Below are 19,716 nucleotides of genomic sequence, written 5' to 3' on the forward strand. Positions count from 1 at the left end.
CGCCGCGCCAGCTGGGCGCGCCCGTTGGCCTCAACGGGGGCCATCCCCACCGAGTGGATCAGCCAGTTCTGCACCGACCTCTGCCCACCCGCCTCCAACAGGGTCCCGGCCGCCTCCAGCTGCGCCAACCGGAGCAGTATCGAAAGCTGGGCCCGGTCGAAGTCCTCGAACACCTGAGAAATCACATCCAGGACCTCACCGGCCGCACCCGCCGGGGGCACCTCCGCCATCTCCGAGGCGATCTTTTCCCGGGCAGCACCCATGGCGGCCACGGCGGGGGTGTTTCCCGCCGTGTTCCCGCACTGCCCGAAAGAAGAAGTCATACCCTAAGGATACCAAGAAAGGCGAATAAAGGACCTAACCTGGGGGTGATAAAACACTTACCCGACCACCCTGCATCGCCCTTTCCACCCCCAAAGAGAAGCCTTCCATGAAAGGAGCTCCCGCCTCCTGTTCGCATTCTTGGGCAAAGTGGGCAAATTCAGGTCTTCGTGGGAATGATCTTGCTACTAGTAGCAATCTCGGCGCCGAAATTGACTCTGGTAGCAAGATCATCGGGAAAAGGCCCACCGGGAGGGGCTCGCCTCACACATTGACCGGCCGCGACACCCGACCCGTCAACGCTCCGGCGGCGTGGACCACCGGCCGCAGGCCGTGCTGTTCGGGGTTCGCCGCACACCGTGACCGGCCGCGACACCGCCAGGCGTCAACGCTCCGGTGGAGTGGCAGGGATCGGCCGCCAGGCCGACAGAATCCGTTTTCGGGCGGAGCCCGAATTCGCCACGGGCCTCGACCACCCGTCCCCCTTTCCCGATAGCCGCCAACCCGCCGTCGCAGCGAAGCGGGTCAAGGTGGAGCGCCGTTGACGCGCGAAGCGCTCGATGGCGACGACCTTGAGGCGCGTAGCGGAGACGGCCACAATTTTGCGGCGGGAAAGGAGGACACCCCAGCCCGGAAGACAGCCCCACGCCACCCGCGCAGGTGACCCCAGTCACTAAAGAGCACTCCTGAAGGTGTGGGGTCAAATAACGGTGGAAAGCGCGGGGGCGATGAAAGTTTTAGTCTGTCCCATAGTCGGACACCTCGCGGTTTCTGGCGATCCCGGGAACCCGGAGCCGTCGAAAAGACCGATGATGCTGAGAAGCCGTTGCTGCTGGAAAACCTGTGGCCGCGGGGATGCCGGCATGGGCATGCTGGTGGCTCTGGTCCCGGGCCTGGCCGCATGCCTTTGGTCCCACCACGTGGCTCGGGCCCGGCCGTATGCCAATGGCCCCACTGCGTGGCCCTGACACCCACGGAGGAATTCGCGCATGATCAGCCGGATCGACCCGCATGACGGCAACGCTTTCACTGACTGGTACCGGGCCAAACGCGCGGGCTGGCTGTTCGAGCGAGAGGGCGGGGCGATCATCTCGCTGGACGGCCTGCGCGGCATGGTGACCTTGGGCCGCGATGACGTGCGGTTCCAGTTGTACGCCGCGTGGGAGGGCGATCGGATCGTGGGCACCCTGATGGTGGAGCTTCCGCTGAAGGAGAACCGGCGGCATGCGGAAGTGACCGTCACGGTGTCCCCTGAGCACCGGAACCGCGGGTTGGGAACCCGCCTCCTCGGGGAAGCCGAACGGGTGATGGTTGAGGAGGACCGCACCGTCGCGTTGGCCGAGGTGCCGCATCCTCGGGGGCGTACCGAGCAGGACTGGCCGGGTGCGCGCTTCGCCGCGAAGCACGGGTTCGAGGTGGGCCAGGAAGAGGACACCCTGACCTTGGACCTACCAGTCGGGCCGGGCCTCTTGGACGGCCTTCGGCCCGACACCGCCCCTTACCGGTTGCGGGAGTGGACTGGTTACTGCCCGGACGAGTTGGTCGAGGCCTACGCGCACCTGCGCACCGTCATGGAGCGCGACGTGCCGGTGGGAGACCTGCGGGTCGACCCCGGGCTCTGGGACGTGGCGCGGGTCCGTGCCATGGAGGGGCGCCGCGCCGCGGTGGGCACGATCACCCTGATCACAGCCGCGGAGGCGCCTTCGGGCGAACTCGTCGGATTCACCGTCCTCTTCCTGCCCACGGTCCCGGGACTGGCCTACCAGGAAGACACCCTGGTCGTGGGGGAGCACCGGGGCCGCCGACTCGGTATGGCGCTGAAGGTCCACAACTTGGAACGCCTGGCCGGTGAGTACCCGGACCGGTCGCTGGTGCGTACCTGGAACGCGGTGGACAACCGCCACATGCTCGACATCAACCTGGCCCTGGGCTTCCGGTCCGAGGAGCGCTTCCTCGAACTCCAGCGCACCGGCAGCTGAGAGTCCAACGCACCGGCGGTTGAGGGTCCACCGCACGGGCTCAGGCTGAGTGCCTCCGGCTCCAGGACGGGTGTGCGCCGCCGAAATTCGAGTCGTCGGGCGGCCAGGGGGCGTACTCCAGCGCGCAGTCGGCGGCCAACCGGATCGCCACCTCCCGCACTTCCAGCTGGGACTGCCAGTGCCCCGGAAAGGCATGTACCCCGTGCCGGGCGCCGATCAGGTTCCCGCACAGCGCCCCGAGGGAGTCGCTGTCCCCGGAGTGGTTGACCGCCAGGAGCAGGGAACGCCGTCCGGCCTTCGGCAGGGCTCTGCGGTCAGTAGCCGGTGTGCCCTGGGCGCCTTCTTCCGCCGCGTACGGGCCGTCGGCGTGCAGGGCCACGCACACCGCCACGGCGAGAGCCTCCTCGGAGGTCCAGCCGTCGCCGAGCTCCGCGAGGTCCGCGGCGGTCGGGACGCCCCGGGCCGCAACCGACACCGCCTTGTCCAACGCTCTGGAGACCTCTTCGTGGCCCTCCCTGTCCTCCAGGACCCCTCTTCCCTCGGACAGTGCCTGCTCCAAGGGCGCGCCTCGGACCAGCCCCCACACGGTCGCCGAGAACGCGCCCGCCGCCAGGTGCGCGGTCCGGTGCCCGTGCGTCAGCGCCGCGACCCGCTCGGCCATGCCGAAGGCGCTGTCGATGCTCCCGGTTCCGAACCCGCACGGGGCGGCACGCACCACGGCGGCGCACCCCTTGGAGTTGTTGACCGGTTCCGCCACCGTCCCCAAGGGGACTCCCGGGCGCTGCCGCGCGGCGGCCCGCCGCAGCGCGTCCACGGTCGCGGCGCTGTGTCCGCGCCGGGCGTGCATGGCCGTGTTTCCGAACGGCCACCCGTGGTGTGATCCCTGAGGGGGCATGTCCACTCCCTGGGTGCTCAGCCATTCGAGGCACAGCATCTGGACGATCCCGGGGGCCGCCCCGCCGATCCCTTTCGACCGTTCCCGGATGGAGGCCCGGACGAGCGCCTCGGCAACGCGCAGGGTCAGCTGGGTCTCGTCGGTGACCGCCCCGATCCCGTAGGAGCCCTCCGCGTAGTCGGTGAGGCCGTCGCCGCCGTACCGCTCCCGGATCTGGTCCAGCCCGAGGCCCTCGACGGGTGCGCCGAGGGCGTCACCGATGGCGCCGCCGAGCAGGCAGCCGGTCAGGAGGTCGGGAAGGGGGGAGGGGTTGCGCATTGCTGGATGCTAGGTTCCTTCCCTGTCTCCCACAAGCCCGAAACTGCCGGGCTTTCCGGCCTTGGGAAGATCCGCGGACAGGCTCTGGTTGGTGCCGGGTGTGTGGCGGCTGAGCGAGGAGAGGGGAACAGAGAGCCTATGACCGAGCGTGTGGTTCTGGGGGTCTGCGGGAGTCTGCGCCAGGGGTCGTACAACGCGGCGCTGCTGCGGCTGGCGGAGCGGGTCCGACCGGAGGTGTCGGTGGTCGGCGCGGACCTGGCCGGACGGCTGCCGCTGTTCAACCCGGATGTCGAGACCGACGAGGCCGCCTGGCCCGATGCGGTGCGCGAGTTCCGGGAGCTCGCCGCCCGAGCGGACGGTGTACTGATCGCCACTCCCGAGTACGCGCACGGCCCGGCCGGTGTCACGAAGAACGCGATCGACTGGTTGGTGGGCTCCGGCGGCCTGGTCGGGAAACCGACCGTGCTGATGAGCGCCTCGCCCGGCCAGGCGGGCGGGATGCGCGCCCACACCCCGCTGATGCCGACCCTGACGCTGCTCGGCGCGGTGCTGGTGGACTGCGTGGTGGTTTCACGGGCGGGCGCTCGGACGGACGCGGCGGGTGAGTACGAAGATCCCGCCGTCGTGGATCGGATGGGTCTGGCGATGGGTGAGTTCGTGGACGCGCTCGCCTACTCGGACCGCAAACGGATGGCGGAGGGTCTGATCGGCTGGTGACCCTTTCGCCGTTGGCCGATCGCCCACGGGTTCCGTCCCGGCGTCCCTTGGCGGGAGGATGCGTTTCATGAGTGATCCTTCCGCTGACGTGACCGGGCGGTTCCCTCGGGCCGGTTCCCACGACACTGACCCGGCGAGCCCGTCCACCGCGTCCTCTCCGCGTGACCTCGTCGGCGCCCTCGACCGCTGGGCGCGGGACACCCCCTGGGTGGACTGGCTCGAACTCGCCGGTTCCCTCGGGCGCGGCGGGGGCGACGCGCTCTCCGACGTCGACGCCGGGCTGGGCCTGGGCGCGGGGGAAGGGGTCGAGGAGCGCGGCGAGCAGGTGCTCGCCGCGGTCCTGGCGTTCGCTCCGGTGGCCGCCTCGCACGTGCAGAGGTGGGGTGAGAGGGCGGCGCACCTCATCGTGATGTACCGGGACGGTGGGCAACTTTCCCTGGTCGTGTCCCCCGGTGAAGCACGGCCCGGTCTGCCGCCTCAGGCGGTGGCCCTGCTCGACCGCTCCGGGAGGCTCGCCGACGACTTGCCGAAGGAGCGTTGGGACCCGGACGGGGAGACGGTTCGGGAGTGGGCCTTCCTCGCGTGGGTCGCGGTGGGTGACGCAGCCCGGCACGCGCACCGCGGGCACCCCTGGCGGGCCCTTCGTTCCCTGACCGAGGCGAGGGAAGAGGTGTGGAAGCTGTGGTCCGCCCGGCTGGACCTGGTCTTTCCCCAGTTCGGAGCGGTGACGGTGGAGAACGCGGATGCCGAACCGCCACCGGGGGTCACGGACACCCATCCGGCTACCCTGGAGCCGGACGCCCTGTTGGCCGCGGCCGCCGCCATGGCCCGGGTCCTGCGCGGGGTCGGCGCCCCCGCACCGGACGGGCTCGCGGCGGTGGTGGAGGCCAGGTTGGCCCTCCTGTCCCGTACGCGGCCCCTCAAGGGTTGAATAGCGCCTTTCTGCCTGGTCAGTGCGTGTGCGTTTGGTCACTGAGACTGGGCTCCCGGGCTAATCCTGATTTAATATCGGGAAAATAGGAAATACGGGTCGTCCGTACCGTGTTGCCGGAACCAGCCCTGTCCGCAGTATGCAAAGGACCCTCATGCGCCGCGCCACCCTCGCCGTCCCCGCCGCCCTGGCCCTGTTCGCGGCGACCGCCTGTGGCGCCCCCTCCGAGAACTCCTCGGACGACGCTGCGGAGACCCTCGCCGTCGGCGCCACCGCCGTCCCCGCGGGCGACATCCTCGAGTACATCGATGCCGAGCTGGCCGCCGACGCCGGGCTCGACCTGGAGATCCACGAGTACTCCGACTACATCGCGCCCAACGCCGCGCTCGCCGAGGGGCAGCTGGACGTCAACCTCTACCAGCACGAGCCGTTCCTGCTGGAGTACAACGAGGGCAACGACACCGACCTCGTCGCCGTCGACCAGATCTACCTGCCGCCGCTCGGCCTGTACTCCAACGTCGTCGACGACCTCGACGACTTGGAGGAGGGCGCCGAAGTCGCGCTGCCCAACGACCCCACCAACGAGTTCCGCGCGCTGCTCCTCCTGGAGGAGGGCGGCCTGATCACCCTCGACGAGGGCATCGACGAGGCCACCTTCAGCCTCGACGACATCGAGGAGAACCCGCTCGACCTCGAGTTCCAGGAGGTCGAGGCGGCCCAGCTGCCGCGCTCGCTGGACGATGTCGACGCCGCGATCGTCAACAACAACTACGCGCAGGAGGCCGGTCTGGACTTCGAGGAGGACTCGATCCTGCTCGAACAGGTCGACGGCAACCCGTACGTGAACGTTCTCGCCACTCACCCGGACAACACCGAAGACGAGCGGATCGACACCCTCCTCGAACTGCTGACCTCCCCGGAGACGGTCCAGTACATCGAGGAGGAGTACCAGGGCAGCGTCATCCCGGCCACGGCCGAGTAGCGCTTCCTCGGAGGTCTCAGGGCGCCGAGAGAAAGGCGTCCACGGCGTCCAGCCAGGCCTCGGGCCGGTCCACGTGCGCCATGTGCCCGGCGCCCTCCAGAACCACCGCCCGTGCGTTCGGCAGGAGGGCGGCCGCGCTCTCGGCGAAGGTGGCGGGGAAGGCCATGTCCTCCCGGCCGTGTAGGAACAGCAGCGGAGCACCGAGTTCGCGCAACCGTTCGGGACCGTCCGACGGTCTCGGTGAGTCCAGCGATCCCGCCAGCAACGCCGCCCACCAGTCGGCCGACCAGGAGACGCGGTCGAGCAGGGCCAGGTAGGCGGGGCGCTGTTCCGGGGTGTGAACGTTGGCCGGTGCCCCCGCGACGGCGGCCTCCCTGACCAGGTCGGGCCCGGTCAGGGAGGACTCGGACCACACCCTGCTCTCCGCGGCGCGCAGGGCGGTCCGTTCGGGCCGCGGGCCGAAGTCGGCGTCGGTGACCGGCCACAGGGTGCTCGACGCGACCACGGTCCGACGCACCCGCCCGGGCGCGTTCAGGAGGACGCGCTGCGCGATCTGCCCGCCGCTGGAGAAACCGAGCAGGTCGAACCGGTCCAGCCCGAGCCGGTCGGTGAGGGTGAGCAGGTCGTCGGCGGCGGACTCGAACGAGTACCCGTCGGGGCCCAACCCCCGGGTGGACCGGCCACAGCCCCGCAGATCCGGTAGGAGCACGGGGCGGCCCAGCCGGTCCAGGGGCTGGCGCAGGTAGCTGTGGTCCCAGTCCGGGCCGCCGTGGACCACCAGCAGCGGGGTGCCGTCGGGCGGCCCGAGCGCCGAGCAGAACAGGGTGACCTCGGGGCTCTCCTGGACGGTGACGAACTCTCCCATACCCAGAGTCTGGCAGCACCCGCCCTCGGGGCCACCCCACCGTCACCAGGCGTCGAACGTGGCTCCCCCGTCCGTCGAGCGGGCCACGTGGAGGTCGGCCACCACGATCACCTGGTCCTCGTCCGCGTGCAGCGCCTCCGGATTGCCCTCAAGCGCACCGGTCGGCTCCCATCCGGCGCCCGCGTCGTCGCTCCGGTACACGCCGCCGTCCACGGCGACCCCGAAGACCGTGTCACCCCCGGGCACCCAGTCGACCAACGCCAGCGGGGGAGCTCCCTCCACGGGCGCGAAGGCACCGCCGCCGTCGGTGGACCGCACCGGGCCCCGCTCCGTGGTGGCCAGGACGGTCTCGCCGTCGTCGGCCACGGCCAGGGCGAAGGCCTCCACCTCCGGATCCAGGTCCGTCCACCGGGTTCCGTCCTCGGTGGCGCGGAGCGCACCGTCGAAGCCGATCACCAGGTCGTCCGTGGACGTCAGCGCGTGGAAGTCGGACTCACCTGCCAGGGACAGGGCTTCCCAGCTCTGCCCGCCGTCACGGGTCTCGATCAGCCCGACCGGGTCGGGCATGTCCGTGTCGCCCTCGGGGTGACCGCTGGCCAGGTAGTGCCCGGGCCCTCGAACGGTGAAGCCCATGAGGTCGATCTCGGGGCCGACGTGGCCCGCTACGGTCGCCTCCCGGGTGAGCCGGTCCGGTGCCGGCACCGTGTACAGCCCTTCGTGCGTGGCCACCAGGACCTCCCCGGACTCGGGGTCCACCCCGACCCCGTGCACGTGCTGTGCGGTCTCGGGCAGGGCCACGCCGGTGTTGTTCACGGCCCCTTCCTCGGCGCTGACTCCGGCCTCCGCTTGCACGCTCTCTTCCGGTTCCCCGCACGCCGTGACGGCGGCGAGCAGTCCCGCCGCGGCGAGCGCGGCGGTTGTTCGGGTGCGGGTTCGTGTTCTGCTGCGCATGGGTCTCTCTGCCTCTCGTGCCCCACCTTGATCTCACATCGCGTCAGGGGCCGACACCCGTGTTCCAGCACTGCCTGGGACTTGGCCGACTAGGCTGGTGCCTCCCTCGGGCACCCGCGGCGCCGACCGTGTCGGCGCCGCGGGCGAGACCCCGAAGGGCCTCGGTCACCGGAGGGTTGGGGCCACGGGGCGGCCTCGGGGATCAGTGGTCCGAGTGGCCGTCGTCGTCAGCGTCCCCGCTGTCCGAGTCCTCGTCACCGGGCTCCTCGATACCCAGCAGCCGGTTCATCTCCTCGATCTCGCGCTCCTGGGCGTCGATGATCTCCTCCGCCAGGTCACCGGCCTCGGGGTTGACCCCCTCCTCGAGCTGCGTTTCGGACATGTCCACGGCGCCTTCGTGATGCAGGACCATGAACTCAAGGAAGAGGGCGTCGAAGGCGTCGCCCTCGGTGGTCTCCAGCTCACCCATCTGATCCTCGGTGAGCATGCCGTCCATCTCACCATGGTCCATACCGTGCTCCACTTCGGCGTCCCAGCCGTCGAGCAGGGCTTCCATCTGCTCGATCTCCGGTCCTTGGGCGTCGCGGATCTCCTCCGCCAGCATGAGGACCTCCTCGCCCGCGCGGGTGTCGGCGAGGTCGGCCATCTCCACGGCCTGCTCGTGGTGGGGGACCATCATCTGGGCGAAGCGCACGTCCGCTTCGTTGAACTCGGCGGTCTGCTGCCCGTTCTCCGGTGCCGTGGCCGGGGTGTTCTCGGCCCCGTTGCCGCAGGCCGCGGCGAACAGGCCGGTGGCGAAGGCGGCGGACGCCGCGGTCAGGACACGCTTGCGCAGGGTCATGCCTGCTTCCTCTCTGGTTTCTCCTCGCCGCGCGGGAGCCGGGTCCGGCGCGGCCGTTTCGGTGCGTCCGAGCGGAGCCGGGTCCGGCTCCGCGGGCATCTAGATGCGGAGCACCTGTAACCGGGAGAGAGAGGGTTCGTCGGGGACGGAGGGTGGCGGTGGGGGAGGGCGCCGGACCGGCGCCGAAGGGTTCAGGCACGGGCCTGGCCAGCGGTGGAAGGCGACGGCGGCCACGCCCAACAGTACGACGGAGAAGGCGCCAAGGGTCAGGCATACCGAGGTCGGGTCCAACTCGGGCAGTGCGGTGTCGTGGTCTGCCGCGTGGGCGCTGTCAGCCGCCTTCCCCGGGGCCTCAGCGGAGGTGTTGGCGTGCGCGGAGGCGCTGGCGGGGGCTGTGGAGGCGTGAGCCTCGTGCTGCAGGTGCCCAAGGGTGTGCATCGCCCCGAATCCGAGCAGCAGTACCGTGAACAGCAGGATCCGGGCCCAGGCGGGGCTCCTGCGGCGTCGGCGCGGCTCGGACGGTGACATGTAGCCACCATACCCCTACCCCGATGGGGTACCTCAGCGGGTGACGCTTGTGGAACGCCCATTGACACCGTGGTATCGGCCTATATACGTTCCGGGAACATACCGTCTGGTCGGTTAAATCCTAGGTGGGTGCCCATGAGTTTCAACCTTGCGACGATCCTGCAGGAATCACGACAGGCCAACCCGGACAAACCCCTCTGCCACATCAACGACCTGGAGTTCAGTTACGCCCAGGTCGACGAGATCTCCGGCCGGGTCGCCACAGCGCTTCTCGACCTGGGCCTGGAAGCGGGCGACCGCGTCGCCGTCCAGCTGCCCAACCTCCCCCAGTTCCTCTTCACCTATTTCGGGATTATCAAAGCGGGCCTGGTCCTGGTCCCCCTGAACCCGCTCCTCAAGGCACCCGAGACCGCCTACCAGCTGAGCGATTCGGGGGCGCGGGTGTTCGTGACCTTCGAGATGTTCGCGGAGGAGGCGGTCCGCGCGGTCGAGCTGACCGAGTCCGCTGAGAAGCCGCGTACCTACGTGGTGAACCTGCCCGGCAACGACGAACGCCCCGAGGGCACACGGCACTACGACGAGCTCTACTTCGCCGAGGACATCGGGGAGCCCGTTCCCACCGCCTCGGACGACACCGCCGTGCTCCTCTACACCAGCGGTACGACCGGCAAACCGAAGGGCGCCGAGCTCACCCATTTCCAGCTGTACATGAACTGCACCGTGGGTGGCGAGGTCTTCGAGTTCCGCGACGACGACGTCGGCCTCGCGGTCCTGCCCCTCTTCCACATCTTCGGGCTGTCCAGCGTGCTCAACGTGGCGGTGCGCTACGGCGGGACGGTCGCGCTGGTACCCCGTTTCGAGATCGCCGCGGCGGTGGAGGCGATGGAGCGGCACCGGTGCACGATCTTCGCCGGGGTGCCGACCATGTACCAGGAGTTGCTGAACACCGATACCTCTGACCGCGACCTCTCCGCCTTGCGCGTGGGGGTGTCCGGCGGCGATTCGATGCCGGGCGAGGTCATGCGGGACTTCGAGGAGAAGTTCCCCGGCGTGGTGATCCTGGAGGGGTACGGGCTTTCGGAGACCTCGGCCGGGGCCACCTTCAACATCAGCGCCGAACAGCGCAAGGTCGGCTCCATCGGTAAACCGCTCTGGGGGGTGGGGGTGCGGATCGTGGACGACGAGGACCGGCCCCTCCCGCCCGGGCCCGACCACGTCGGGGAGATCGTGGTGCGCGGCCACAACGTGATGAAGCGGTACTGGAACCGTCCCGAGGCCACGGAGGAGGCCCTGCGCGGCGGCTGGTTCCACACCGGCGACCTGGGCTACGCCGACGAGGAGGGGTACCTGTTCGTCGTCGACCGCAAGAAGGACCTGGTGATCCGGGGCGGGTACAACGTCTTTCCCCGCGAGGTCGAGGAGGTCCTGTACGAACACCCTGAGGTCACCGCTGCCGCGGTGATCGGGCGCGCCGACGAGCGCCTGGGTGAGGAGATCGTGGCCTGTGTGTCCCTGGCCCCGGATGCCAAGGCCGCAGAGCCGGACCTGGTCGCCTTCTGCAAGGAACGGCTGGCCGGCTACAAGTACCCGCGCGAGGTGCTGATCATGGACGAGCTGCCTGTCGGCCCGACCGGCAAGATCCTCAAGAAGGAGCTGCGCTCCGGTTCCAAGGGCGCCTGATGGAGGGCTCCTGATCGCGGGACGCTCGATACACGAGGGACCGGTGCACTGGGCTGTGCACCGGCCCCTCGCGCGCTCTTCGGAACGGGCTGTTCCCGACCGGGCCGTGACCAGGAGGTACAGCCCGGATCGTTGTCCTACGGCTGGTGCTCCGGAGCGCTCGCGCGGCTCTCGTTGTGGAGCCGGTCCAGGGCGGTCACGTAGTAGGTGGTGTCCGAGTCACCGGGCGCGGTGAACGCCGCGGCCCCGTCGTCGTCGGCGCGCACCGTCCCGAGCATGTTGCGCGGGTCCTCGATACCGCACTTGGCCTGCTCACGGTCGGGCTCGCCGTCGAAGGCGTACACCGCGTAGTAGGTGGGCGCCGCACCGGGACCCGGGGCGATGGCCAGGTCGGTGCCGTCCGCACCGTCCTCCGCGCTCACCTCCGGCGGGGCCGGCACGGTCCCGCCGAGGTCCTCGTTGACCGGGACCAGGGCCGGGCTGGAGTAGTGGTCCTCGACCAGGATCTCCATGGCCTCCTGCGCGTTGGTGCGCAACGAGGTGGCGCTGAAGTAGACGTCGCCCTGGACACCGGGGTAGTCCTGGTTGAAGTCCAGGTGGCTGGAGAGCTCGTTCGGGTCGGACCAGGCGCCCTCGTCGCCCACCTTGTATGCGGCCTGACCGATGTAGAGGTGCGTTCCGCTCTCCGCGGCGACCTGCTCCCACCACGGGACGAGGACCGCGTAGTCGGCGATCGGCAGTCCGATCTCCCAGTAGACCTGCGGGTTGATGTAGTCCAGCCAGCCTTCCAGGACCCACTTGCGGCTGTCCGCGTACTGCTCGTCGTAGGACTCGGAGCCGTCCGTGTCGGAGCCCTCGGGGTCGGTGCTGGAGTTGCGCCAGATGCCGAACGGACTGATACCGAACTTCACGTGCGGCTTGACGGCGTTCACACCCTCGCTCATCTCCCGCACCATCAGGTCGACGTTGTCGCGGCGCCAGTCCTCGATGTCGTCGAAGCCCTCCCCGTACTCGGCGAAGGTGTCCTCGTCCGGGATCTCCAGGTCGTCGACGGGATACGGGTAGAAGTAGTCGTCGAAGTGCACCCCGTCCAGGTCGTAGTTCTCGACCGAGTGCATCATCGCCTCGATCACGAACTCGCGGGCCTCGGGGATACCCGGGTTGTAGTAGAGGAGTCCGCCGTACTCGAACACCCAGTCGGGGTTCTGGCGGGCCGGGTGGTCCTCGACCAGGGCGTCGAGGTCGTCGTGCATGGCGACCCGGTAGGGGTTGTACCAGGCGTGGAACTCCAGGTTCCGGGCGTGCGCCTCCTCGACCGCGAACTCCAGCGGGTCGTATCCGGGGTCGCCGCCCTGCTCGCCGGTGAGCCACTCGGACCACGGCTCGTGCGGTGAGGGCCAGAAGGCGTCCGCCGTAGGCCTGACCTGCACGAACACCGCGTTGAGACCGTCCTCGACGGCCTCGTCGTACAGGTCGGTCAGTTCGGCCTGCTGCTCCTCGGGGCTCTGGCCCTGCTCGGACGGCCAGTCGATGTTCTCCACGCCCGCGATCCACGATGCCCGCATCTGGTGCTTGGGCGGCGCTCCCGGGTCGGTTTCGCAGGCACCGGTGCCCTCGGACTCGGGTTCGGCGGCCGCCTGCGGTGCGTGGAGCAGGGCGGCGGTCAGCGCGGCCGCGCAGGCTCCGGCCAACAGCGCGGTGCGGGGTACGGGTCTGCGTGGGGCGGCGGTGCGGGGGATCGGAACCGGGGGGTCGTCGGTGGGTGTTCCTGGTCGGTTCCGGTGCGAGTACGCCAAGGTTGCTCCTTCAGGCTTCTGTCGTACGGGCAGGGTCCGGACACGCCGTTCTGGCACCGTCCGGCGATCCCTGTGCGACGGTCAGCTTGGGCTTAGGAGAAAACCTTCATGATTTGCCCGCCGAATGCAACACTCCTACGCGAGGTTGGTACGGATGGGCGAAATAGGAATTTTTTAAGCGGGAATCCCTTTTGTGGTGAATGTTCGCGTCCGCTTGGCGGGCTTTCCGCCCCTGACCACCTATTTCCCAGTCGCCGCTTTCCGCTACCACTCGCGATTGACCGACTCCGCGAGGGCCTGCCTCCGCGATCGTGCCCTAGGGCATGTTCGGCGGACACATACCCTGCTGCGCGTCGCCCCAGCGGCACTGTCACTGCGCATCTCTCAGTCGACAGCCGAACCCGGTCGGGCCCCCGCTGTGCGATGCTGCCGAGCTTGCGAGGCAGCGCACAGTAGGGGAACTCCTTCTTCGGCCTTGTGCCAGCACCACTGGATACGCCGCTCGCGACGGGCAGCATCCACCGAACACGCCCTAGTCGTCCAGAGGGCTGGCGAGGAGCAGCCCGGCCCCGGTGGCCGTGCCCGCGCCGATCCCGTTCAGACACAGCTCCTGGAGCGCCTCACTGTCCTCGACGACGGCCTCACCGATGAAGTGGTACCGGGCGGGGCGGCCGCCCAGACGCTTCCACTTCGCCATCGTGATGCGTGCCGCTCCGGCCAGCTTCTCGTCCAGCCAGTCGTCGAACGCCTCCTCGGGCAGGGGCACCCGTTTGCCCCGGGAACGCGGCTTCTCGGCAGTGGACTCCGCTTCCCGCCGTGCCGTGGGCGCGCTGATCAGCTCCCAGCGGATCGTCTCACCCTCCGGATGCCGGGGCATGGGCTGGATCGACGCGGCGAACGCACCGGGGACCTTCCCCCAGGCGGGTGCGGTGTCGGAGCTGACCACCAGCGTGGTCGGGGAGGTACGGGCCCACAGCACACGGGCGTCGGAGTCGGGGTCGGGGTCGACCGCTTTGCGCACGGCCCGCCCCATGACGGCCCACTGGTCCATGCCGGTGCTGCGCTTGGGGTCGAGGCTGATACGGGACAGGTACAAGGAGTTCCGATCTGAGTCACCCCCGCCGACGCGGGGCGCGTTTTCGAGCACGGACCGCCGAGGGTCACGGCTGCACGTGGTGGACGTTTCACTCTATGAGGAGCGGGCCCCTGGTCAGCCACTGCGCGTCGGACCCGGCGGGCCGGATCAGGTGCGCAGCCCCCGGTAGTGGGCGCGCTGTTCGGGCGGCAGTTTCTCGATCGCTGCGCGGAGCAGGGGGCGCGGGGCCCGGGCGGCGTGGGCGTCGAGAAAGGCCAGGAGTCGTTCGCGGTCCGCGTCGCCCGCGGCGCGCAGCATCCACCCCGTCGCCTTCTGCACCAGATCGTGTCCGTCCTCCAGCAGGAGTTCGGCGAGGGCGAAGGTGTCGCCGAGGTCCTGGTGGGCGATGAAGTGCGCGGTCGCCACGATCGAGGTGCGCCGCTCCCAGGGGTTGTGCGAGTGGGCCAGCTCGTACAGGACTTCGCGCGAGCCCTCGCGGAGGTGGCGGCCCAGGACGTGGTAGGCGGCCAGGTCCACGAGGTCCCAGTTGTTGACGCGGTCGTGGCGGCGCAGGTACAGATCGGCCAGGTCACCGACTTCCTCTGACGTGGCGCCCTTCCGCCGGGCCTTCTTCTCCATGATCCGCAGCGCCCCGGCACGGGCCTCGTGGACGGGACTCTCCAGGAGCGTCTCGACCTCGACGAGGTCCATGTCCACGAACTCCTTCGCGAGCGCGAACACGGTACCCATGCGTACCCCGACGAAGTAGTCCAAGGGGTCCTGGTCGTCGGCGTCGAATCGGAAGTAGCGCTGGTACTTGCGGAGTTCCTCGTCGCTGCGGTTCTCGTCCAACCGGGTCAGAAAGGCCCCGGCGCTCACGTCCTTGGCCATGCTCCGACGATAACCGAACCACCCCGCCCCGCCCGCCCCTTCGCTCCCGGCCTCCCCCGCCGCGCGCCGAACCCTGGAGTTTCGGCGCTGAACCGGCCCCGGAAGCGCTCCGGGGCCCATCATTGACCTCAAGCGAGGTTGGGGTTCTAGGGTCAGGCCCTGTCAGACTCCCGATCCGGAAGGAGCCAGCCATGCGCCGAACCACGGTCAACCCATGGACGTACCCGGAGGGAATGGACCAGGGTGTCCTGGTCGAGGGACACCAGCGTCTGTTGTTCGTCAGCGGGCAGTGCTCGGTCTCGGCCGAGGGGGAGTCCCTGCACCCCGGCGACATGCGGGCCCAGACGGCGAAGGCCCTGGACAACGTTGAGGCGGTGCTCCGCAAGGCTGGGATGGGCCTGGGGGACATCGTCCGGATGAACACCTACGTCACCGACGTGGAGGCCTTCTTCGCCGAGGCCGGGGCGATGATGGCGGAGCGCCTGGAGGCCGTCGACGTGCGCCCGCCCGGGGTGTGCGCCGAGATCACCCGCCTCGGCCGCCCCGAGCTGCTGGTGGAACTGGAGGCCTTCGCCGCGGACTGACTCCCGGTCCGCTGCCCGATCGGGCAGCGAAACCTCAGCTGGCAAGGCGACCTAGCTCAGGGGACTGCCCGAAACCAGAGACGCCCCCGGCCCCGGAGGACCGTAGCAAGGTTCCGGGGCCGGGGCCGACGCCTCAGTCGTCGTCCACGGCGCCCTCCTTCCTGACCGGGCGCAGTGTGAGGGTGACGGCCAGAGCCGACAGCCCCACGACGGTGACCGCCGCGTAGACGCTCAGGTACCCGCCCGAGGCGGCGGCCGCCAGCACCGCACCGGTGACGGCGAGCAGGGTGGAGGTACTCAGGGACTCGCCCACCTGGAGAGCCGAGCTGTTGCCGCCCTGCTTCTCCCGAGGGGACACGGCCAGCACCGTGGAACTGATCCGCGGGTAGGCGATTCCCATACCGACCCCCATCAGCACGCAGGCCGCGGCCGCCGCCGGGACGGGGAGCAGCCCGGCGACCACGAGACTGGCACCCACCGGACCGCAGAGCACCAGGGCCGCGGCGCGCCACAGCAGGTCGGGACGGTGCGGCTGGTCGGTGTCGCGCCCCTGCAGCCAGGCGCCCAGGGCCCAGCCCAGCGCCCCGACCGCGATCACGAGGCCGGAGAGCGCGGGCGAGTAGCCGAGTTCGTTCTGGAGATAGGGCGGCAGGTAGACGTCCGTGGCGGTCACCGCCGCGCCCAGCAGGGCCCGCAGGGCCACCAAGCGGGGGATCCCCGCGCGTGCGCGCAGCGTCCCTCCGGGCAGCAGCCGGGTGGCCGTGACCAGTACAACGACCACACTGACCGCCGTGCCGAGCGCGAGACCGGTGCCCGCCTGCTGTCCCGACAGATGCAGTCCGAGGAGCGCGGTGGCCGCCACGATCGCCCACACCTCCCGGCGTCCCACCACCGGCCCGGGCCGGTGCTCGGGCACGGCCCGCCTCACCACACCCACCAGGCACAGGAGTGATACCGCCGAACCGGCCAGCACCAGCGCGAACACCACCCGCCAGTGGACGGCCTGGACCAGTACGCCCGAGACCAGGGGGCCGACGACCGACGGGAGCAGCCACGCGGCGGTCAACAACCCGAACATGCGGGGCCGCGCTTCCTCAGACACGAACCGCGCGATGACGACGTACAGCACTACGGAGTCGATTCCGCCCCCGAGGCCCTGGAGCAGTCGCCCGAGCACGAAGACACCCATGTTCGGGGCCGCCACGCACAACGCGATTCCGGTGAGGAAGGTCAGCCCGCCGAACACCAGGGGCCGCAGGGGACCGCGCCGGTCCGTCCACGTCCCGCCCAGGGTCATACCGACCAGCCCGGCGGTCAGGGTCGACGCGTAGGCCAGGGAGTACCACTGGGCGGCGTCCAGGTCCCGCGCCACCACGGGCAGCGCGGTGGTGACGGCGAAGGACTCGAAGGCGATGAACGTCATCAGCCCGAAGACGCCGACTACGAGCGATCGGGTCCCGGGCGCCCAAAGCTTGGTCGAGGGCCCGGGGGAGCCCACTCCGGAGGTCACGCCGTCCCGCCGCTGACCCCTGTGCCGGCCTCCGCACGGACCACCAGGGCGTTCTTGCCCCGGCCGTGCCCGGTCTCCACGTCCAGGTGCGCCTTGGCCACCTCGCCGAGTCCGTACGTGCCGCGGATGGTGACGTTGAGCTGGCCGCGGTCGCACAGGCCGAGCAGTTCACGCAGCCGGACCGCGGAGCGGTCGCTGCTGATCCACCGGCACCCCAGGTAGCGGACTAGCCCGATGTCGACTATGGTCCCGACCCTGCTCCGGTCGCCGACCAACGACACCGCGGTGAGGAGGTTGTCGTGCCCGGCCGCGTCGAGGGCCGCGTCCACCCCTTGGGGCGCCGCCTCCCGGATCCGCAGGAGCTGTCCCCCGCCGTACCCGACCGGGACGGCGCCCAGGGTCCTGAGGTACGCGTGGTTGGCCGGGCTCGCCGTGCCCACCACCCGCACCCCGCGCGCGACCGCCAGCTGCACGGCCATGCTGCCGACCCCGCCCGCCGCCCCGTGCACCAGCAGCGTCTCGCCCTCCACTACGGCCAGGCGTTCGAGTGCGGTGTGCGCGGTCTGCCCGGAGGCCGACAGCGCCCCGGCGGTCAGCCACGAAACCCCTGCGGGCTTGTGGACGACCTGTTCCGCGGACACGTTCACGTACTCCGCGTAGCAACCGAGTACCCGGAACCCCGCCACCTCGTCTCCGGCGGCAAAGCCCGTCACCTCGGGCCCCACTTCCTCCACGACCCCGGCGAACTCGTTCCCTAGGATCTGCGGGAAGGTGATGGTCGCACCCGGGGGAGTCCATCCGCCCCGGATCGCTGCGTCCGTCAACTGGACCCCCGCCACCCGAACCCGGACCAGCACCTCTCCCGGCCGCACCGCGGGACGAGGCACGTCCCGAGCGGTCAGGGCCTCGGCCGGCCCGAACCCGTCGATCGCGGCGGCGCGCATCATCTCCCTTGGCGCCCCCTTCCGTGCGTTCATCGGAGCACCCCCTCGGGGCTGAGGAAGGCCACCAGTTCGTCGACGCTCCGGTCACCTTGGAGGGTCCGGTCCCCGTACAGGACGGTGGGGACGGTATGCACCCCCAGTTCCGCCGCCGCCCGGTGGTCGGCGGCCACCTCCGAGGCGAACCCGTCGGAGCGCAGGGTCGCGTCCACCTCCGCGCTGTCGAGCCCGAGCTCGACACCCAGGCGGCGCAGGGCCACAGGGTCCGCCAAGTCCTCGTGGTGTTCCAGGAGCGCGGCGAAGCTCAGCTCCCAGGCTCGGGCTGAGTCGGTGCCGCTGGCTGTCGCGAGCTTGATCAGGCGATGGGCGGCGCGCGAGTCGAGGTTGCGCACCCCGTCCAGGCCGATGGCCAGACCCTCCGCACGGCCCGAGGCCTCCGCCCGGCCGCGGAGGGCCTCCCAACCGGCCGTGTCCACGCCCCAGGAGGTCAGCGCCGCCTCCCGTACCGTCCTGGCTGGATGGTCCGGGCCCGTGGGCTCCAGCAGGAAGCTCCGGCGCAGGACTGTGAACTCCCGGTCCCCTTGTTCCTCCTCCACCCGGGCGAGCGCGGCCCCCAGCCGCCGGTGACTGATCCAGCACCAAGGGCACCTGATGTCCGCCCACACCGTGATCGTCGTTCTCATCCAACGCTCCGAACGTCGTGTTCCGTGTCCGTCGCGTAGAGTCCACTTCGTCAAGTGCACTTGATGTCAAGGCGTGTGGTGAGGCCGGTCCCGGAACCGCGCACAGCCGTCATGGAGGGGAGTTCGATGCCGCAGTTGGATCCGGACATCATCTGGCTGAAGCCCGGACAGGTAGCCCAACGGGCGGGCGTGGCCGTCTCCGCCCTGCACTACTACGAGAGCCTCGGGCTGATCAGCAGTCGGCGCACGGCGGGCAACCGGCGCGAGTACCGTAGGGACACCCTTCGCGTGATCGCGTTCATCCGCACGGCTCAGCGCCTCGGGCTCTCCCTGGAACGCATCAAGGAAGCCATCGCTCAGCTCCCGGAAGAGGGCATGCCGACCAAGCGCGACTGGGCCCGGATCTCCCGCCAATGGCACGACGAGCTGACCGAACGCATCGAGGAACTGACCGCGCTGCGCGACCGCTTCTCCAACTGCATCGGGTGCGGATGCCTGTCACTCGTCTCGTGCCCCTACTCCAACCCCGAGGACATCCTGGGCAGGGACGGCGCCGGCGCGCAGCGCTTCCCCTGAAAGCCAGACGTGCCTGAAAGTGTGCCGTGTCTTCCTCGTCGGCGGTAGTCGGCTGCGCTCCGTCGGGTTTCCGAGAACCTGGGTCCTCATCGTGCACGCTGGGTCCGAAGAGTGGGGTTCAGGGTTGGGGGTGGGAAGTTGGGGGTGGGGCCTGGCTGTTATTCTGAAAATTCTTTCGGGGTGCTGTGATTGAGGGGTGCCTTTCGGGCTGGGGTGTCCTCCTTTCCCGCCGCCCGATTGTGGCCGTCTTCGCTACGCGCGTCAAGGTCGTCGCCATCGAGCGCTTCGCGCGTCAGTGGCGCTCCACCTTGACCCGCTTCGCTACGACGGCGGGTTGGCGGCTATCGGGAAAGGGGGACGCGTGGTCGAGGTCCGTGGCGAATTCGGGCTCCGCCCGAAAACTGATTCTGTCGGCCTGGCGGCCGATGCCTGCCCCTGCGCCGGAGCGTTGACGGGTCGGGTGTCGCGGCTGGTCACTCACCCCTGCGAACCCCGAACAGCGCGGCCTGCGGCCGGGTGGGCCACTCCACCGGAGCCCACCGGTTGCGGGTGTCGCGGCTGGTCACTGTGCGCGGCGAACCCCTCCCGCTGGGCCTTTTTCCGATGATCTTGCTACCAGTAGCAATTTCGGCGCCGAGATTGACTCTGGTAG

Annotated in this window: 18 protein-coding genes and 1 pseudogene; 7 read left to right on the forward strand and 12 right to left on the reverse strand. The window is 69.9% G+C overall.

The features are described from left to right. Positions 1–323: pseudogene (locus tag ACYVD1_RS32455) on the reverse strand (HNH endonuclease signature motif containing protein); the annotation flags it as partial. 987 nt (positions 324–1,310) lie between these two features. Here ACYVD1_RS32455 and ACYVD1_RS32460 point away from each other — a divergent pair. Next, complete coding sequence (locus ACYVD1_RS32460) at positions 1,311–2,300, forward strand: GNAT family N-acetyltransferase (protein WP_460778272.1); 990 nt, start codon at positions 1,311–1,313, stop codon at positions 2,298–2,300. Between the two features lie 40 nt (positions 2,301–2,340). Here the strand turns inward: ACYVD1_RS32460 and ACYVD1_RS32465 are convergent, their stop codons facing one another. Further along, a complete protein-coding gene (locus ACYVD1_RS32465) occupies positions 2,341–3,513 on the reverse strand; it encodes an ADP-ribosylglycohydrolase family protein (protein ID WP_460778273.1) in 1,173 nt (390 codons plus the stop codon). Positions 3,514–3,651: 138 nt separating this feature from the next. Here ACYVD1_RS32465 and ACYVD1_RS32470 point away from each other — a divergent pair, with 138 nt between their 5' ends. From ACYVD1_RS32470 to ACYVD1_RS32480, 3 genes are all read left to right on the forward strand, one after another. After that, positions 3,652–4,230: an NADPH-dependent FMN reductase gene (locus tag ACYVD1_RS32470; protein WP_460778274.1), complete on the forward strand. Its 579-nt coding sequence runs from the start codon at positions 3,652–3,654 to the stop codon at positions 4,228–4,230. Between the two features lie 67 nt (positions 4,231–4,297). Continuing rightward, positions 4,298–5,161: a hypothetical protein gene (locus ACYVD1_RS32475; RefSeq protein WP_460778275.1), complete on the forward strand. Its 864-nt coding sequence runs from the start codon at positions 4,298–4,300 to the stop codon at positions 5,159–5,161. A gap of 154 nt (positions 5,162–5,315) precedes the next feature. After that, a complete protein-coding gene (locus tag ACYVD1_RS32480) occupies positions 5,316–6,143 on the forward strand; it encodes a MetQ/NlpA family ABC transporter substrate-binding protein (RefSeq protein WP_460778276.1) in 828 nt (275 codons plus the stop codon). Positions 6,144–6,159: 16 nt separating this feature from the next. Here ACYVD1_RS32480 and ACYVD1_RS32485 read toward each other — a convergent pair whose 3' ends face one another. From ACYVD1_RS32485 to ACYVD1_RS32500, 4 genes are all read right to left on the reverse strand, one after another. Continuing rightward, on the reverse strand, positions 6,160–7,008 hold the full coding sequence (locus tag ACYVD1_RS32485; protein ID WP_460778277.1) for an alpha/beta fold hydrolase: 849 nt from the start codon (positions 7,006–7,008) through the stop codon (positions 6,160–6,162). A 42-nt stretch (positions 7,009–7,050) separates the two neighbouring features. Continuing rightward, positions 7,051–7,959 carry a F510_1955 family glycosylhydrolase gene (locus ACYVD1_RS32490; protein WP_460778278.1) on the reverse strand — a complete coding sequence of 303 codons (909 nt, stop codon included), beginning with the start codon at positions 7,957–7,959 and terminating at the stop codon, positions 7,051–7,053. Between the two features lie 202 nt (positions 7,960–8,161). Then, a complete protein-coding gene (locus ACYVD1_RS32495) occupies positions 8,162–8,800 on the reverse strand; it encodes a DUF305 domain-containing protein (protein WP_460778279.1) in 639 nt (212 codons plus the stop codon). A gap of 99 nt (positions 8,801–8,899) precedes the next feature. Next, a complete protein-coding gene (locus tag ACYVD1_RS32500) occupies positions 8,900–9,328 on the reverse strand; it encodes a DUF6153 family protein (RefSeq protein WP_460778280.1) in 429 nt (142 codons plus the stop codon). A gap of 135 nt (positions 9,329–9,463) precedes the next feature. On the opposite strand from ACYVD1_RS32500, the gene ACYVD1_RS32505 reads away from it, so the two are divergent. Next, on the forward strand, positions 9,464–11,008 hold the full coding sequence (locus tag ACYVD1_RS32505; RefSeq protein ID WP_460778281.1) for a long-chain-fatty-acid--CoA ligase: 1,545 nt from the start codon (positions 9,464–9,466) through the stop codon (positions 11,006–11,008). Between the two features lie 137 nt (positions 11,009–11,145). Here ACYVD1_RS32505 and ACYVD1_RS32510 read toward each other — a convergent pair whose 3' ends face one another. From ACYVD1_RS32510 to ACYVD1_RS32520, 3 genes are all read right to left on the reverse strand, one after another. After that, positions 11,146–12,804, reverse strand: coding sequence for a glycoside hydrolase family 10 protein (locus tag ACYVD1_RS32510; protein ID WP_460778282.1), 1,659 nt, complete (start codon positions 12,802–12,804; stop codon positions 11,146–11,148). Positions 12,805–13,336: 532 nt separating this feature from the next. Further along, positions 13,337–13,900, reverse strand: a complete 564-nt coding sequence (locus ACYVD1_RS32515) for a type I-E CRISPR-associated protein Cas6/Cse3/CasE (protein WP_460778289.1) — start codon at positions 13,898–13,900, stop codon at positions 13,337–13,339. 147 nt (positions 13,901–14,047) lie between these two features. Then, the gene (locus tag ACYVD1_RS32520) at positions 14,048–14,770 is read right to left on the reverse strand and encodes a DNA alkylation repair protein (protein ID WP_460778283.1); all 723 of its coding nucleotides are present in this window, start codon (positions 14,768–14,770) and stop codon (positions 14,048–14,050) included. A gap of 191 nt (positions 14,771–14,961) precedes the next feature. On the opposite strand from ACYVD1_RS32520, the gene ACYVD1_RS32525 reads away from it, so the two are divergent. Continuing rightward, positions 14,962–15,354 (forward strand): RidA family protein, encoded by a 393-nt coding sequence (locus ACYVD1_RS32525; protein WP_460778284.1) that lies wholly within the window; start codon positions 14,962–14,964, stop codon positions 15,352–15,354. 133 nt (positions 15,355–15,487) lie between these two features. Here the strand turns inward: ACYVD1_RS32525 and ACYVD1_RS32530 are convergent, their stop codons facing one another. The 3 genes from ACYVD1_RS32530 to ACYVD1_RS32540 all read right to left on the reverse strand — a co-directional run bounded on the left by ACYVD1_RS32530 (position 15,488) and on the right by ACYVD1_RS32540 (position 18,488). Continuing rightward, positions 15,488–16,777: an MFS transporter gene (locus ACYVD1_RS32530; RefSeq protein ID WP_460778285.1), complete on the reverse strand. Its 1,290-nt coding sequence runs from the start codon at positions 16,775–16,777 to the stop codon at positions 15,488–15,490. 83 nt (positions 16,778–16,860) lie between these two features. Beyond that, positions 16,861–17,841, reverse strand: a complete 981-nt coding sequence (locus tag ACYVD1_RS32535) for an NADP-dependent oxidoreductase (RefSeq protein ID WP_460778286.1) — start codon at positions 17,839–17,841, stop codon at positions 16,861–16,863. Further along, positions 17,838–18,488 carry a DsbA family oxidoreductase gene (locus tag ACYVD1_RS32540; protein WP_460778287.1) on the reverse strand — a complete coding sequence of 217 codons (651 nt, stop codon included), beginning with the start codon at positions 18,486–18,488 and terminating at the stop codon, positions 17,838–17,840. The genes ACYVD1_RS32535 and ACYVD1_RS32540 overlap by 4 nt, the downstream gene beginning before the upstream one ends. Before the next feature lie 126 nt (positions 18,489–18,614). Between ACYVD1_RS32540 and soxR the strand changes: the two genes are divergently transcribed. Beyond that, positions 18,615–19,064, forward strand: a complete 450-nt coding sequence (soxR, locus tag ACYVD1_RS32545; RefSeq protein WP_460778288.1) for a redox-sensitive transcriptional activator SoxR — start codon at positions 18,615–18,617, stop codon at positions 19,062–19,064. Positions 19,065–19,716: the final 652 nt, after the last annotated feature.

The organism is Nocardiopsis nanhaiensis, assembly GCF_054778635.1.

Bases quoted from the DNA above. Each gene is read 5' to 3' on its own strand.
- ACYVD1_RS32460 (WP_460778272.1), top strand. From the start codon at position 1,311: ATGATCAGCCGGATCGACCCGCATGACGGCAACGCTTTCACTGACTGG.
- ACYVD1_RS32465 (WP_460778273.1), bottom strand. From the start codon at position 3,513: ATGCGCAACCCCTCCCCCCTTCCCGACCTCCTGACCGGCTGCCTGCTC.
- ACYVD1_RS32470 (WP_460778274.1), top strand. From the start codon at position 3,652: ATGACCGAGCGTGTGGTTCTGGGGGTCTGCGGGAGTCTGCGCCAGGGG.
- ACYVD1_RS32475 (WP_460778275.1), top strand. From the start codon at position 4,298: ATGAGTGATCCTTCCGCTGACGTGACCGGGCGGTTCCCTCGGGCCGGT.
- ACYVD1_RS32480 (WP_460778276.1), top strand. From the start codon at position 5,316: ATGCGCCGCGCCACCCTCGCCGTCCCCGCCGCCCTGGCCCTGTTCGCG.
- ACYVD1_RS32485 (WP_460778277.1), bottom strand. From the start codon at position 7,008: ATGGGAGAGTTCGTCACCGTCCAGGAGAGCCCCGAGGTCACCCTGTTC.
- ACYVD1_RS32490 (WP_460778278.1), bottom strand. From the start codon at position 7,959: ATGCGCAGCAGAACACGAACCCGCACCCGAACAACCGCCGCGCTCGCC.
- ACYVD1_RS32495 (WP_460778279.1), bottom strand. From the start codon at position 8,800: ATGACCCTGCGCAAGCGTGTCCTGACCGCGGCGTCCGCCGCCTTCGCC.
- ACYVD1_RS32500 (WP_460778280.1), bottom strand. From the start codon at position 9,328: ATGTCACCGTCCGAGCCGCGCCGACGCCGCAGGAGCCCCGCCTGGGCC.
- ACYVD1_RS32505 (WP_460778281.1), top strand. From the start codon at position 9,464: ATGAGTTTCAACCTTGCGACGATCCTGCAGGAATCACGACAGGCCAAC.
- ACYVD1_RS32520 (WP_460778283.1), bottom strand. From the start codon at position 14,770: ATGGCCAAGGACGTGAGCGCCGGGGCCTTTCTGACCCGGTTGGACGAG.
- ACYVD1_RS32525 (WP_460778284.1), top strand. From the start codon at position 14,962: ATGCGCCGAACCACGGTCAACCCATGGACGTACCCGGAGGGAATGGAC.
- ACYVD1_RS32530 (WP_460778285.1), bottom strand. From the start codon at position 16,777: ATGACGTTCATCGCCTTCGAGTCCTTCGCCGTCACCACCGCGCTGCCC.
- ACYVD1_RS32535 (WP_460778286.1), bottom strand. From the start codon at position 17,841: ATGAACGCACGGAAGGGGGCGCCAAGGGAGATGATGCGCGCCGCCGCG.
- ACYVD1_RS32540 (WP_460778287.1), bottom strand. From the start codon at position 18,488: ATGAGAACGACGATCACGGTGTGGGCGGACATCAGGTGCCCTTGGTGC.
- soxR (WP_460778288.1), top strand. From the start codon at position 18,615: ATGCCGCAGTTGGATCCGGACATCATCTGGCTGAAGCCCGGACAGGTA.